The sequence below is a fragment of the Neorhizobium sp. DAR64860/K0K1 genome, from assembly GCF_050500205.1.
In the GTDB taxonomy this organism is placed as follows: domain Bacteria; phylum Pseudomonadota; class Alphaproteobacteria; order Rhizobiales; family Rhizobiaceae; genus Neorhizobium; species Neorhizobium soli.
Window position 1 is genome coordinate 1,751,828 of sequence record NZ_CP191459.1, and the last position, 14,216, is coordinate 1,766,043.

General features: G+C 59.1%; 12 protein-coding genes and 1 tRNA gene. 4 read left to right on the forward strand and 9 right to left on the reverse strand.

Annotated elements, in window-relative coordinates; all coding sequences use genetic code 11:
- Positions 1–41: 41 nt before the first annotated feature.
- Positions 42–836 carry an alpha/beta hydrolase gene (locus tag ACQY1J_RS13090; RefSeq protein ID WP_430251942.1) on the reverse strand — a complete coding sequence of 265 codons (795 nt, stop codon included), beginning with the start codon at positions 834–836 and terminating at the stop codon, positions 42–44.
- A gap of 163 nt (positions 837–999) precedes the next feature.
- Here ACQY1J_RS13090 and ACQY1J_RS13095 point away from each other — a divergent pair, with 163 nt between their 5' ends.
- Positions 1,000–1,938 (forward strand): LysR family transcriptional regulator, encoded by a 939-nt coding sequence (locus ACQY1J_RS13095; RefSeq protein ID WP_192086618.1) that lies wholly within the window; start codon positions 1,000–1,002, stop codon positions 1,936–1,938.
- 8 nt (positions 1,939–1,946) lie between these two features.
- On the opposite strand, the gene ACQY1J_RS13100 is transcribed toward ACQY1J_RS13095, so the two are convergent.
- A complete protein-coding gene (locus ACQY1J_RS13100) occupies positions 1,947–2,708 on the reverse strand; it encodes a BA14K family protein (protein ID WP_430251855.1) in 762 nt (253 codons plus the stop codon).
- Positions 2,709–2,896: 188 nt separating this feature from the next.
- Between ACQY1J_RS13100 and ACQY1J_RS13105 the strand changes: the two genes are divergently transcribed.
- Complete coding sequence (locus ACQY1J_RS13105; RefSeq protein ID WP_209900750.1) at positions 2,897–3,181, forward strand: hypothetical protein; 285 nt, start codon at positions 2,897–2,899, stop codon at positions 3,179–3,181.
- Between the two features lie 37 nt (positions 3,182–3,218).
- On the opposite strand, the gene ACQY1J_RS13110 is transcribed toward ACQY1J_RS13105, so the two are convergent.
- The 6 genes from ACQY1J_RS13110 to ACQY1J_RS13135 form a co-directional block, all read right to left on the reverse strand.
- A tRNA-Lys gene (locus tag ACQY1J_RS13110) sits at positions 3,219–3,294 on the reverse strand.
- 183 nt (positions 3,295–3,477) lie between these two features.
- Positions 3,478–4,392, reverse strand: a complete 915-nt coding sequence (locus tag ACQY1J_RS13115) for a PhzF family phenazine biosynthesis protein (protein WP_062580433.1) — start codon at positions 4,390–4,392, stop codon at positions 3,478–3,480.
- Positions 4,393–4,644: 252 nt separating this feature from the next.
- A complete protein-coding gene (locus ACQY1J_RS13120; protein ID WP_430250041.1) occupies positions 4,645–5,889 on the reverse strand; it encodes a PLP-dependent aminotransferase family protein in 1,245 nt (414 codons plus the stop codon).
- Positions 5,890–6,059: 170 nt separating this feature from the next.
- A complete protein-coding gene (gene eno / locus ACQY1J_RS13125) occupies positions 6,060–7,334 on the reverse strand; it encodes a phosphopyruvate hydratase (RefSeq protein ID WP_430250043.1) in 1,275 nt (424 codons plus the stop codon).
- 128 nt (positions 7,335–7,462) lie between these two features.
- A complete protein-coding gene (gene kdsA, locus ACQY1J_RS13130) occupies positions 7,463–8,308 on the reverse strand; it encodes a 3-deoxy-8-phosphooctulonate synthase (RefSeq protein WP_062457268.1) in 846 nt (281 codons plus the stop codon).
- Positions 8,309–8,312: 4 nt separating this feature from the next.
- The gene (locus ACQY1J_RS13135; protein WP_430250045.1) at positions 8,313–9,188 is read right to left on the reverse strand and encodes a VOC family protein; all 876 of its coding nucleotides are present in this window, start codon (positions 9,186–9,188) and stop codon (positions 8,313–8,315) included.
- A 192-nt stretch (positions 9,189–9,380) separates the two neighbouring features.
- On the opposite strand from ACQY1J_RS13135, the gene lexA reads away from it, so the two are divergent.
- Positions 9,381–10,100 (forward strand): transcriptional repressor LexA, encoded by a 720-nt coding sequence (gene lexA, locus ACQY1J_RS13140; RefSeq protein ID WP_184655098.1) that lies wholly within the window; start codon positions 9,381–9,383, stop codon positions 10,098–10,100.
- Here lexA and ACQY1J_RS13145 read toward each other — a convergent pair.
- Complete coding sequence (locus ACQY1J_RS13145; protein ID WP_430250046.1) at positions 10,081–12,630, reverse strand: ComEC/Rec2 family competence protein; 2,550 nt, start codon at positions 12,628–12,630, stop codon at positions 10,081–10,083. The two genes, lexA and ACQY1J_RS13145, sit on opposite strands and share 20 nt — an antisense overlap.
- Positions 12,631–12,923: 293 nt before the next feature.
- On the opposite strand from ACQY1J_RS13145, the gene gltA reads away from it, so the two are divergent.
- Positions 12,924–14,213, forward strand: coding sequence for a citrate synthase (gltA, locus tag ACQY1J_RS13150; RefSeq protein WP_062457278.1), 1,290 nt, complete (start codon positions 12,924–12,926; stop codon positions 14,211–14,213).
- Positions 14,214–14,216 lie beyond the last annotated feature (3 nt).

A 14,216-nucleotide genomic window follows, 5' to 3' on the forward strand; every position in this document is an offset into this window, starting at 1 on the left:
GAGGAGAAAACCGTTGTCAAACGCTAGAAATCGACGTCTGCTTATTCACTCAACGTTTCGACGAAGCCTTTGAACTCGGCGGATAGACCCGCCATCCAGTTCCCCTGCCCGCCCTTGTAAACACCCGTCCAGCCTGCGCCTTTCGGGAATATTTTCTGCCTGACCGAGACGCCCGAGGCTTCGAGCCGGTCCGCATAGTTGACAACCTCGTCATGCAGCGGATCGTCTTCTGACGTGACGACCAGAGCCGGCGCAAGACCGGATAGCCGCGAACAGAGACAGGGCGCAGCATAGGGATGCTGAAACCCGCAGGCTGCACGCAGGTAATGGCTCCAACCGTCGGACCATTTTTCGCGCATGCCGATCTCATCGGCTCGACGAAACGATTTCGAGGCCATCATCGGATCGATCATCGGCGACAGAAGGATCTGTCCCCGAAGCTCGCCCGGCAATTGATCTCGCGCCTTCAAAGCCACGCCCGCCGCGACGTTGCCGCCGGCCTCATCGCCCGCAACGAAAAGCGGGGAACGGGCGGACCCGAAGCGCTTGCGGTTGCTGCTGAGATAGGTCAGCGCCGCGAAGGCGCATTCCATTGCCTGCGGAAACAGGTTGCCCGAGGCGGCACCATAATCCGCCTCGACAACGATCAAACCCGCCTCCGAGAAGACTTTTCCGATCGGCACTTCACGGTCCCGCAGGCCACCTTGCTGGAATGCGGATCCGCGCAGATAGAGTATAATCGGCGCGACTTTGGCTGCCGGCTGGCCTTCGTAACGGTGTATGGAAACGGGCAGGCCTGCCCATTCGATATCCGCGTTCTTGTTCCAGTCCGTCATCCAGTCCTCCTCGCTATGGAGCCAAAAAGCCACATTGGCGAAAGGCATCTTGCCGAATAACTTGACCCTGATATTATTGTTCCTGACAGAACTCACAAGTCGCTGATATCGGCAACACTGTTCCGGATAGGCGAATAATACAACTTTTCGAACGGGATCAACGATGGACCAGCTTTCCTCTATGCGCGTCTTCGTGCGCGTCGTCGAAACGGGCAATTTCACGCGTGCTGCCGCGACCCTCAATATTCCCAAGACCACGGCCACCAACATGGTCCAGGGTCTAGAGGCGCATCTGCGCACGAAGCTCCTCAACCGCACGACACGTCGGGTCATGGTCACGACCGATGGAGCACTCTACTACGAGCGCGCCGTACAGATCCTGTCGGAACTTGAAGAACTCGACGGCACGATGTCGAAATCGCAGAACCAGCCCACGGGCCGACTGCGTGTCGAGATGGCAGGGGCGTTCGCCGACCTCGTCGTAATCCCCAATTTGTGCGAATTCTACCAGCGCTACCCGCAGATCCAGCTGGATATCGGGGTGGGCGACCGGCTGGTCGATTACATTGCTGAAAATGTCGACTGTGCTCTTCGAGGCGGCACGCCCAAGGACCAGTCGCTGATTGCGCGCAAAGTCGGCGAGCTTCGCATGCGCAATTACCTATCCCCGAACTATCTTGAGCGATTCGGTATGCCGACCCATCCGCGAGATCTGGAGACCGACCATTTCTCTGTCGGTTACCTCAACGCGACGGCCGGCCGGATCATGACCTTCGACTTTTGCAAAGAGGACGAGACGCTGGAGATCATGCCGCGTTACGTCGTCTCGGTGAATGATGCGCGCTCCTACGTCAACGCGGCGGTCGCGGGTCTCGGGATCGCACAGGCAGCGCGGTTCATGGTCCAGGAGCACGTGAAGAGGGGCGAACTCATCGAGATCTTCGCCGAATGGGAGTGCGAACCGCTGCCGCTCTACATCGTCTACCCGCAAACCCGGCACCTTTCCAACAAGGTCCGGGTCTTCGTGGATTGGCTCGCCAAACTGGTTCAAGGCTTGAAGGAAGACGAACAGCCGACGGTCACATTGCTGAAAACGGGCTGAGTTAGGTCTCAGCCGTAGGGGGACTGACACGTGCGGCGCATGCCGCCGTAGGACGTGTAGCTGTTGTCGTTGGCGCGGTATGAACGATATCGCGACAGGCACCACTCCTCGTGCGCCGGGTTCCCCATGGATGTTGCGTCGTATGAGGCGTTTTGCGGCGAAGACGAGCGGTCAGTTTCACGCACAAGACGGCCGTCTTGACCACGCCCGATCATCGTGCTCGTGGCGCTGACCTGCTGAACCAGCCCCTGCTCTTCGATGCCGGTGTCTTCGTTGCCAGAAACAATGTTGTCCTGACCATGCGACATGGCGACCGGTGACTGGCAAGCCCGACGCTGGCCACCCCTGTAAGGCTGGTAGGTGTTGTCCTCGAGCCTGTAGGAACGGTAGCGCGCGAAGCACCAGTCGGCATGCGCCTGGTTAACCGATGCATCGGACACAGGATCTACCGACGCCTGGTCTGCCTCATCCAAGGAAGCCGTCTGGACGCCGTCCACCGCATCCGTCGCCTGGTCCTGGGCAGCTACGGGCTGCCCCTGCGCATCCGACGCTGGCAGATCGATCTTTGCGGTCACAGCAGCAATCCGCTCGTAACGCTGATCGCCGCTGCTCACGACCACGGGTGTCGAGGTCCAGAGATCAGGATGGTCAACGTTGGAAAAGCGATGAGGCGCCGGCTCGGCAATGAGATAGGCCGTAGCCGCAACGCCACTCAAGAAGACCGTGACGGCCAAGACAAGCCCGCTCAGAAGTAGAAGGATCGCTTTCACGATGAGGATGCTCCGCAGATTTTCAACATGCGGACAAAATGCATGCGCGTGCAGAGGGTTCCGAACGAATTGCAACCTCGCCCGAGACAAATGCAGGGTGGTACAAAAAAGCCGACATTTGCTCGGCAGGAAGCCCCAGAGTTGCGCTATTCAGATTGTGATAGACTATCATACGGGAGGAGATTCCGATGAGAACCCTGATCGCTGCCTTTGCGGTCACGCTCGCCGCCTTGCCGGCTGAAGCACAGCAGTTTCGCAATACCGAAATTCAGCCGGATGGGACGGGCGGATATTACGGCACCTATGGAAACGAGAATTTTGAAGGAAGGCCACAAGGCGATGGCGTCTCGGGACATATGGGTGGACGCAGACCCGGTGTCATCGAGGAACGGCCCTCACCACGACCCGGAAGCGTCGGCGCGACGCAGCGAAACTGCGTCGTCGACGGCAATGGAAACGCCATTTGCCGGTGAAACCGGCATTTGAACATTTCGATGTAAAGGATTGATTTGGTGGGTGATGTAGGGCTCGAACCTACGACCCGCTGATTAAGAGTCAGCTGCTCTACCAACTGAGCTAATCACCCGTAACCGGTTTGGCGAAGCGTCGTTTCCGCCGGTGTGAGGGCCGTATAAAGAGGAAGTTTGGGCTTGTCCAGCACCTCCCGCGAAATTTGTTGGATCAGCGCCGTCTTTTTTGCGCCAGCGAACTGCCTTTGCGAGGATATCCGGACTTATGGTAATAAAATCAGCGGGTTGAAAAATATCGCCTAGATTTCGATAACGCCTTCGGCAAGTCGGATCGCTTGTCCGCCGATCCGGGCTTTTGCAATGGCCCCTTCCTGCACATCGATATGGAGATGGATAAAGGACGGCCGTCCCATCTCGACGCCTTGCTCGATGAGAAGAGGGTGATGCCCATCCGGCAGGCCGTCGAAATGATGGATCGCGCCGGACAATGCCGCTACCGCCCCACCCGTGGCCGGGTCTTCAGCGATGCCCATATCCGGCGAGAACATCCGGGCATGAAATTTCGCCTGATGATGGACGCCGCCGCGGCAATAGACATAGGCCGAAGCGAGCGCACCCTCGACGAAGGGAGCGACCTTCTCCCAAAGCGGCGCATCGAATTCCATGTCCTGGACAGTTGCAAGATTGTGCAGCGGGATCATCAGGAAGGGCACACCGGCGCTCCAGATCGACGCGACGTGGTTTTCGAACCCGATATCCGTCAGCTCGACGCCGAGCGCGTCCGCGATGCCCTGACGGTTCAAAGCTAGGTCGATCCGCTGCGACTTCTTCGGCAGATCGAACTCGGCGAACCCCACCTCCCCCTGGCGCAAACGCACGGCGCACCGAACCGGACCGACCGCCTCTTCAAGGACGCAGACCAGATCGAGATCGCTGTCGCGCCCGTTGGTGCGCTCGGCAAGGGCGATGGCCGTCCCGACCGTCGGATGTCCCGCGAACGGAAGCTCCCGGCCCGGTGTGAAGATTCGCAGCTTTGCCGAATGGGTGGTGTTTGTCGACGACTGGACGAACACCGTCTCCGAGAGGTTCATTTCCTTGGCAATGGCCTGCATCGCGCCATCGTCGAGACCATCTGCATCGAAGATGACCGCAAGCGGGTTGCCGGAAAGCTTAGCGTCGGTGAAAACGTCATAGATGCTGTAGGGACGCGCCAATGCAAACTCCTCCTCATATACCGGGCGCAAAACTGCCCGACGGCGTCCCGTGGCGCAACCCCTGATCAACGTCACCGCCTGGTGATTTGATTGGCGTCGTTTACGGTCGGACGTGCTGGGCGCCTCGGAGAAGGCCGCGTCGGCACGATAGGCGGCGCCCCAAGCCGAGCGTCACCTGCAGGTGAACAGGTCGCCAACAGTATGTGAGAAAGGCGAGCCATCGCTGGTTCGCCTTTCTCAGTACACCGATATTCAGATGATCGGGAGCGCTTCGTGCTCGCGGGTCTCGGCATTGCCGATCAGTCTTCCGAGCCGCTTGATACCCTCGTCGATCATCTCGTCGTTGGCGCAGGAGAAGCTGATGCGCAGCGTGTTGGCATTGCTGCCGTCGGCGTAGAACGCCTTGCCGGGCACGAAGGCGACCTTTTCGGTTGCCAGCGATTTCGCCAGAAGCTCCGCACCATCCGTGCCCTCAGGCAGCGTCAGCCATACGAACATGCCGCCTTCGGGCTTTGTCCATTTCGTTCCCTTCGGCATGTATTTCGCAAGTGCCGCCAGCATGGAATCGCGGCGGCCGCTATAGACCCGCTTGATCTTGGCAACCTGTTCATCGAAACCGCGCGAAGCGACATGCTCGACGGCGATCTGGTTGATCGTCGACGAATGCAGGTCGGCCGCCTGTTTCAACAACACTAGTTTGCGGATGACCGGCATCGCTCCGATGACGAAGCCGACGCGCAGGCCTGGTGCCAGCGTCTTGGAAAAGCTGCCGCTGTAGATCGTGCGGGTCTTTTCGATACCGCCGCTGCGGGCAATATCGAGCGCGAGGATCGGCGAAACCGGTTCGCCATCGAAGCGCAGGTTCTGGTATGCGGCATCTTCGAGAATCGCGATATCGAGTTCGTCTGCCAGTGCCAGAAGCTTTTCGCGGCCTGCGAGATCGATCGTCTCGCCGGTCGGATTGGAGAAGTCGGCGGACAGATAGGCAAACTTCACCGAGCCACCGGCTTTCGACGCCGTCTCGCGATAGGCTTCCGGCGTGCGGTTGCCGTTGACCGAGAGCTGATCGTAGGTCGGCTCATAGGCATTGAACGCGGAGAGCGCACCGAGATAGGTCGGCCACGTGACGAGCGCCGTATCGTTCGGCGACAGAAACAGTTTGCCGAGGTAATCGAGCGCCTGCTGGGAGCCTGACGTGATGAAGACGTTGTCGGCGGTACAGTCGATACCGATCTTGGCGACATCGGCCACGATCCAGTCGCGCAACGGCTTGTAGCCTTCGCTGACGGAATACTGCAGCGCGGAGTTCACCTGAGCGCCTGAGAAGATATCCGCATAGGCCTTCTGGAATTCCTCGGCCGGAAACAATGCCGGATCCGGAATGCCGCCGGCGAACGAAATGATATCCGGCTGCTCCAGAAGCTTCAGCAGTTCGCGAATTTCGGAGGCTTTCATGCGGCTGGAGCGTGTCGCGAAAATATGGTCCCAATCAAGCACGGGCGTTTCCTTTTATTTCAATATTCTTGGCTTTGGTTTACATAAGTTCCGACAGGTCAACAATGCTGACCTATCGGTTTTTGGTACGGTGCGATCACGAATTGTAAAACGCAAAAGCCCGCGCAGATGGCGCGGGCTCTCGGATAGTCTGCCTCAGTCGACCGGAATGATCAGGCCTTGAGGATCGAGCGGCCCGCGTAGGCGGCCTGCGGCCCAAGCATTTCCTCGATACGGATCAGCTGGTTGTACTTGGCCAGACGATCAGAGCGCGACAGCGAACCGGTCTTGATCTGTCCGCAGTTGGTGGCGACGGCGAGATCCGCAATCGTCGAGTCTTCCGTCTCACCCGAACGGTGGGACATGACGGCCGTGTAGCTCGCCTTATGCGCTGTTTCGACAGCATCGAGCGTCTCGGTGAGCGATCCGATCTGGTTGACCTTGACGAGGATCGAGTTGGCTGTGCCCTGGCGGATACCATCGCGCAGACGGGCCGAGTTGGTCACGAACAGGTCGTCGCCGACCAGTTGCACCTTGGAGCCAATCTTGTCAGTCAGATACTTCCAGCCGGTCCAGTCGTCTTCCGACATGCCGTCTTCGATCGAGATGATCGGGTACTTGCCGGCAAGTTCTGCCAGGTAATCGGCCATTGCTTCCGGCTCGAGCGAACGGCCTTCGCCTTCCAGCTCGTACTTGCCGTTCTTGAAGAACTCGGTGGCTGCGCAATCAAGCGCCAGGTGGACGTCATCGCCCGGCCGGTAGCCGGCCTTTTCGACCGACTTCATGATGAAGTCGAGGGCTTCCGGCGCGCTCTTCAGGCCCGGCGCGAAACCGCCTTCGTCGCCGACATTGGTGTTGTGGCCCTGCGCTGCCAGTTCCTTCTTGAGGACGTGAAAGATTTCTGCACCCATGCGCACGGCATCCTTCAGCGTCTCAGCGCCGACGGGCATGATCATGAATTCCTGGAAATCGATCGGGTTGTCGGCGTGAGCGCCGCCATTGATGATGTTCATCATCGGGACCGGCAGAAGATGGGCGGAGGCGCCGCCGATATAGCGATAGAGCGGCAGGCCGGACAATTCGGCGGCGGCCTTGGCAACGGCAAGCGAAACGCCGAGAATGGCGTTTGCACCCAGGCGCGATTTGTTCGGGGTGCCGTCGAGCGCGATCAGGGTCTTGTCGATGTGGATCTGGCTTTCGGCATCGAAGCCGCCGATCGCGTCGAAGATCTCGGTGTTGACGGCTTCGACAGCCTTTTCGACGCCCTTGCCACCATAGCGCTTGCCACCATCGCGAAGTTCGACGGCTTCATGCGCGCCCGTGGAGGCGCCCGACGGAACGGCGGCGCGGCCCATCGAGCCGTCTTCCAGATAAACATCCACCTCGACGGTCGGGTTGCCACGGCTGTCCAGAATTTCGCGAGCGATGATGTCGGTAATGGCGGTCAAGGGTCTCTCCTCGGTTGATGTGCGAGCCTGAATTCGCAGGCTCAGCGAACAGGCGTGTCATCGACATTGTGCGATCGTCGATGACACGCGGATTACAATCCAGTCAATTCGGCGGTTTTTCGACGCCGTCAGCCTTTTGCGATGGCGTCGAAGGCCAGCAGCTTTTCCAGAAGCCGCGGCATGTCCTTCAGGTGGACCATATTCGGACCGTCGGACGGTGCGTTGTCAGGGTCTTCGTGGGTCTCGATAAAGACGCCAGCAACGCCGACGGCGACGGCTGCCCGCGCCAGCGTTTCGACAAATTCGCGCTGGCCGCCGGAAGAACCGCCCTGGCCGCCCGGCTGCTGAACGGAATGGGTCGCATCGAAGATGACAGGGCTTCCGAGAGACGCCATGATCGGCAGCGAACGCATGTCGGAGACAAGCGTATTATAGCCGAACGAGGCGCCGCGCTCGCACAGCATCACATTCGGATTGCCGCTTTCGAGGAACTTCGCCTGAACGTTCTTCATGTCCCAGGGCGCCAGGAACTGGCCCTTCTTCACGTTGATGGCGCAACCCGTCTTTGCGGCCGCGACGAGCAAGTCGGTCTGGCGCGACAGGAAGGCGGGGATCTGCAGGATATCGATCGTATTGGCCACGAGGCCGCACTGCTCTTCCGTGTGGATGTCGGTCAGAACCGGAAAGCCGTATTCCTTCTTGAGATCGGCAAAGATTGCCATCGCGTTGTCCAAGCCGATGCCGCGCTTGCCGGAGATCGACGTGCGGTTGGCCTTGTCGAAGGAGGATTTGTAGACGAGGCCGATGCCGAGCTTCTTGCAGAGTTCGACAAGCGTACCCGCGATCATGAAGGCGTGATCACGGCTTTCCATCTGACAGGGACCGGCAATCAGCGAGAGCTTTGCCGTGTTGGAAAAAACGACTTTCGAACTCCCCTCGCCCACGGACACTTCAGAATTGGCGGAGACTGTCATTTCACTATTCCTCGAAACCGAAAACCACACCTTGCCCCGGGGCTGCCGACACGATCACGCGGCCATCCCTGCGGATGAATGCGACGTCATTAGCAGCAAGGGTGATCTCTGTCACGGCGAGATCGGTGGTCTTAAAGATGATCCCGCGCGCAGCGAGGCGCGACGATAACAAGGGCTTCATCGAAGACCGGAACTCGTCGCTGAACGTGTCGTTGGATTGAATGCGGATGCTGGCATTGGCAGCTTCGATCCGCAGACCGTCTTTCCCTTGCTCGGGCTGAGTCTCGAACACGGTTTCGAAAAGCGGCAGAAACTCCAGCGGGTCATCTGCAGAAAAGACGATCTCTCGAAGGCCTGTAACGGCGTTTGCGTGCTCATCAAGACCACCGCGATCTGCCGGTAATGCGGCCATGCGCTGGCAGGAAAACAGCAAGATGTCATCGACCTCGGGGACTGCCGCGAACGCCAGACGGAATGAGACTTCGCTCTCCCCACCATCGGGCAACTGCATCGGGCGGGAGAACTGAAGCATCTCGCCCGCAGACATGTGCCCGTCCACAAAACGGCTATGATCGGCCGATGCATCCTGCGTCCCGACGACCACCGCCGATAGACCTTCCCTTTTCCGCTGGCCGCGAAAGCGGATGTCGCGATCGGTGAACACGTTGCCTCGTTTTGCCGCAAGCGAGGCTTGCCGACGGTTAACAATGGCCAGTGGCTCGAGGTACGAGCCATCCGCGAAGAATATGCAGGCATTGGCTGTGCCGAAAGGGTGAACACCTTCAGGTGCCACAGTAAAGCCGAGAGCGGTCAACCTCCCCCGCGCTGACGCCAGATCTGCAACGGGCAGAACCAAATGATCGACTGACTTGTTACCCACTTACACCCCCAAAGTCTTATTCCGCAGAACATTGGCTATCGCGGGAAACTCGGCAAGTGCTGCGCACGAACTGAATACGTGATCGAACGCTGAAATGAGACTATTCTTGAGCAGAAATTTGGGGCTTGCGGAACACAGATAGAACATATAGCGTCCGTTCTGCATTTGTTTCCAATTCTGAGGGTCCCGTCCATGCTGACACGCAAGCAACAGGAGTTACTTCTGTTCATCCACGAGCGGATGAAAGAATCAGGCGTGCCGCCGTCGTTTGACGAAATGAAGGACGCTCTCGACCTTGCATCGAAGTCCGGCATCCATAGGCTGATCACCGCGCTCGAGGAGCGTGGCTTTATTCGCCGTCTGCCGAACAGAGCACGCGCGCTCGAAGTGATCAAGCTGCCTGACGCCTATGTGGCGAACCTTCATCCGCGACGGGGATTTTCTCCCAGTGTCATCGAGGGAAGCCTCGGCAAAACGCAACCGGTCGTCGCTCAGAAGCCGGCGCCGGTCATGGCGGACAATCCGTTCTCGACAAACATTCCGGTCATGGGTCGAATCGCTGCCGGCGTGCCGATCTCCGCGATCCAGAACAACACCCACGACATCGCCGTTCCGATCGAGATGCTGGGTTCCGGCGATCATTACGCGCTCGAAGTGAAGGGCGATTCGATGATCGATGCCGGCATCCTCGATGGTGATACCGTCATCATCAAGAATGCCAGCACCGCAAGTCCGGGCGATATCATCGTTGCCCTGGTCGATGAGGAAGAAGCGACCCTGAAGCGGTTCCGCCGCAAGGGTGCATCGATCGCGCTGGAAGCGGCGAACCCCGCTTACGAGACCCGCATCTTCCCGCCCGACCGGGTGAAGGTCCAGGGCAAGCTTGTCGGCCTTATTCGCCGCTATCATTAAGAACGCTGTTATCCCGGAGATGCGCAGCAACAGCCTCCGGGATGCCAAAGTCGAATTGTCGCGTTCGCCAGTCATAGAACCGGTGGACGGTCCACGGACGGCTTGAGGTCTGTGCGCTGTCTCGCATCGCCGCCGTAATCTTGATGTCTGGCGCTGTCGCGTTCGGAATAATGGTGATTTCCAGTGCGCCAGTCCGGCGCAACGTCCGCCCGCTGAGAAGCAAGGCGCCGGAGCGGCAAGTATCGAAGCGTGCGCCGGGCGAGACGATGATCCGACCGAAATCGCAGGCAAGATCGGTGTATCGGTTGTCTTCGACAGTGACGATCCGGATGTCCTGAGCAGTCTGCGCCGCGCACAGGATTTTCGGCAGACAGGCAAATCGTCCGGGCGTGAATGCTTGAAGAAAGCCCCTGACATATTCGATTTCCCGGCGCGTCAAATCCGGTCGCGAATGTGGTCTAGGTCGTCTGTCATCACTTTTCGCAAGGCTGGCACCTCGCGCTGGTTCCGAAGAGGCAAGAACCGGCAAGGCGAGCGGTTGTTCTCCGGTCTCAAGCACCAGCGCTCGCCGCCATTGATCGTAGATAAATCCCGGCGGCCGGGTTCGATTGAGGGTGATCTTGTCATCCTGGATCAGTCCCACTGACGCGCCGTCTTCGGATATGACGATATCAGGCCTCGGCGCCGAGCCTGAGCGGACCGCAAAGAGCAAAGCCACCGCCATGAACAGCGCGCCTGTCAGCCTCAGCGGCGTGCGCAGCAGCGTCAGAAGCAGAAAGCCTGCCGTCGCCAGCGGCAGGAAAAGAGGGTTCTGCCGGCCGATGGCAATATCGCCGCCCCATGCGGCAACGATCTCGGCAATGCGAATGACGATCCGCAGCCCCTCGCCCATGATGAACAGAAAGGGAGCATCCAGCCCGAACGGCATCAGCAACATGCCAACAAGCCCTGCCGGCATCACCACGAAGGAAATGATCGGCATGGCCGCGAGATTGGCCGCGAGGCCGTAGGTGGTCAGATGGTGGAAATGCTCGATCGAATAGATCGACGTCGAAGTACTGCCGATCAGCGACGTCACCACGATCCCGGCAATGAAATGGAACGTCGCCGCGACACCCGTTATCCACCGGTTGCTACCTTTTGTATCCTCCTTACCTTTCGCGAAATATCGCGTCCAGAGGGCGAACCCTGCCACCAGTGCCGCGGTTGCCGCAAACGACATCTGGAAACTCGGACCCAAAATCTCCGACGGCGAGATGGCGAGGATGATGATTGCCGAAAGGGCGACGTTGCGAAGGCTGATGGAGGGTCGATCGACGAGCACGGCGACCAGCATCACCGCCATCATGATATAGGCCCGCTCGGCGGAAACCCCGAACCCGGAAATCAGGTAATAGGCGGTCGCCATGACAAGCGCACCGAACGCGGCAAACTTCTTGATCGGATAGGCCTGCGCAAAGCCTGGAAACAGCGACAGGACGGAGCGAACGCCGACGAAGAAGATACCGGCTGCCAGCGCCATGTTGAGGCCTGAGATCGCGACGATATGGGCCAGTCCGGACAGACGAAGCGCCTCGGTCGTCTCACGGGAAATTGCACGGCGCTCGTCGGTCACGATTGCGGCAGCAAAAGCGCCCGCATCCCCCTTGACCGTATCGCGGATGCGATTGCCGATTGCGCTGCGAAGCGCAAAAAGCCCTCGCTGCATGTCCGACCATAACCCGGGTTGGTCATCGATCGCCAGTTGTACGCTAGGCGCGCCGTAAAAGAAGCCAACGGCCCCGATTTGATCGAAGTAGGAGGAGAAGGCGAAATCGTTCAATCCGGGAAGCGCCGGGCCAGAGGGTGGCGACAGACGGGCACGGCCGGAAACGCGCTCTCCGATGTCTGCAGGGTCGTGTTGGCTTCTGGCAAGAACCGAGACGCGCTGTGGCGGTCGTGAAAGCGAGGGCTCAGATGTCTGCTCGATCCTGAGGATATAGCGCCAGCGGCGCTGTGCATCGGCTTCGCGTCGTTCGACAATCCCGCTGATGGTCGTCGTGACGGGCGAATCGAGCACGACCGTCGAACACCGCCAGGTTTCGAGCGCTGCCAGCGCAGAACCGGAGAGAAGCAGGCAGAGTACAAGGTTGGCACGAGACAGTGGATGCGCGCGATACCGTGTCAGCCCTGCGGTCACCATCGAGATCGCAAGCATGGTTGCGAGAATGAATGGCGATGGCGTCCAAGGAAGTGCGAACCAGGTCGCAGCGCCGGCGCCTAGCAAGACAGGCAGGAAGAGGAACACATGACCGTGGGAAAGCTCCTCGCTCAACGACGTGCACAGCCATTTGGAAACGGGCCGGTCTCTGACCACGTATCCCAGGAAAACATCCTCGGAATGATGGTCGTTTCGACCATCATTCCTGACTTCCGCGGGCATTGTCTGCGATGCCGATTCGGGCGTCCAGAGTGCGATTGCGTGGGGTGTCGAAGCAAGCATCATCGGCTTGCTGCTGGCTGCCTCAAAAATCGCTCCGCCATTCGCCATGATGGTTTATCCCGCCGGCTCCGCTGCAGAGACGGTGATTGATAAACGCAACCTGCGCGTTTATATTCTCCTCGTCAACACATTCGCCAAGCTGCGGTTTTCCTTCACGTTACGGCCTCTTACACCATGAGGTTGGGCATCTTTTAAACGTGGCCTGCCTAAATTATTTTCGCGCTGCACAAAATGTCGCAGGAGCGCTTGGCATCACCTTTAGGATCATATAGCTAACTTGCGACGCTTAACTCTTATGGCGCTTTCTGGGCGCCATGCCGCCAACAGGTTGGAGGATCAGAATGACGGAACAAAGCGCAAATCTCGTACTTGGTGATAAGACAGTCGACCTCTCGGTGCGATCGGGCACCATTGGGCCGGATGTTATCGATATCGCAGCCCTGTACAAGCAAACCGGTGCCTTCACCTACGACCCCGGCTTCACGTCGACTGCATCCTGTGAATCCAAGATCACCTATATCGACGGCGACAAGGGTGTTCTCCTGCACCGCGGCTACCCGATCGAGCAGCTTGCTGAACAGGGTGACTTTCTTGAAACCTGCTATCTGCTTCTCTATGGAGAACTGCCGACGGCTGCCCAGAAGAAGGACTTCGATCATCGCGTAACCATGCACACCATGGTCCACGAGCAGATGAGCCGCTTCTTCACCGGCTTCCGCCGCGATGCGCATCCTATGGCCGTCATGTGCGGTTGCGTGGGCGCTCTCTCGGCCTTCTATCACGATTCCACCGACATCACCGATCCGCACCAGCGGATGGTTGCGTCGCTGCGCATGATCGCCAAGATGCCGACGCTCGCCGCCATGGCGTACAAGTACCATATCGGCCAGCCCTTCGTGTATCCGCAGAACGACCTGGATTACGCCTCCAACTTCCTGCGCATGTGCTTTGCCGTGCCGTGCGAAGAATACAAGGTCAACCCGGTCCTGTCGCGCGCCATGGATCGCATCTTCATCTTGCACGCGGATCACGAACAGAACGCGTCGACCTCGACGGTTCGCCTCGCAGGTTCCTCGGGTGCAAACCCGTTCGCCTGTATCGCTGCCGGCATTGCCTGCCTCTGGGGCCCCGCTCACGGCGGCGCCAACGAAGCAGCGCTCAACATGCTGACCGAGATCGGGACCGTCGACAAGATCCCGGAATACATCGCCCGTGCCAAGGACAAGAACGATCCGTTCCGTCTGATGGGCTTTGGTCACCGCGTCTACAAGAACTACGATCCGCGCGCCAAGATCATGCAGAAGACCACGCATGAAGTGCTGGCGGAACTCGGTCACAAGGACGATCCGCTTCTGCAGGTCGCCATGGAACTCGAGAAGATTGCTCTGACGGACCCCTACTTCATCGAAAAGAAGCTGTACCCGAACATCGACTTCTATTCGGGCATCACCTTGAAGGCGATGGGCTTCCCCACGACGATGTTCACCGTTCTGTTCGCGCTTGCGCGTACCGTCGGCTGGATCGCCCAGTGGGCCGAAATGATCGAAGATCCGCAGCAGCGTATCGGTCGTCCGCGCCAGCTCTATACCGGCGAAGCGCAGCGTGACTACACGCCCGTTTCGAAGCGCTAAGCG

Bases quoted from the DNA above. Each gene is read 5' to 3' on its own strand.
- ACQY1J_RS13090 (WP_430251942.1), bottom strand. From the start codon at position 836: ATGACGGACTGGAACAAGAACGCGGATATCGAATGGGCAGGCCTGCCC.
- lexA (WP_184655098.1), top strand. From the start codon at position 9,381: ATGCTGACACGCAAGCAACAGGAGTTACTTCTGTTCATCCACGAGCGG.
- ACQY1J_RS13145 (WP_430250046.1), bottom strand. From the start codon at position 12,630: ATGGCGAATGGCGGAGCGATTTTTGAGGCAGCCAGCAGCAAGCCGATG.
- gltA (WP_062457278.1), top strand. From the start codon at position 12,924: ATGACGGAACAAAGCGCAAATCTCGTACTTGGTGATAAGACAGTCGAC.
- ACQY1J_RS13095 (WP_192086618.1), top strand. From the start codon at position 1,000: ATGGACCAGCTTTCCTCTATGCGCGTCTTCGTGCGCGTCGTCGAAACG.
- ACQY1J_RS13105 (WP_209900750.1), top strand. From the start codon at position 2,897: ATGAGAACCCTGATCGCTGCCTTTGCGGTCACGCTCGCCGCCTTGCCG.
- kdsA (WP_062457268.1), bottom strand. From the start codon at position 8,308: ATGACAGTCTCCGCCAATTCTGAAGTGTCCGTGGGCGAGGGGAGTTCG.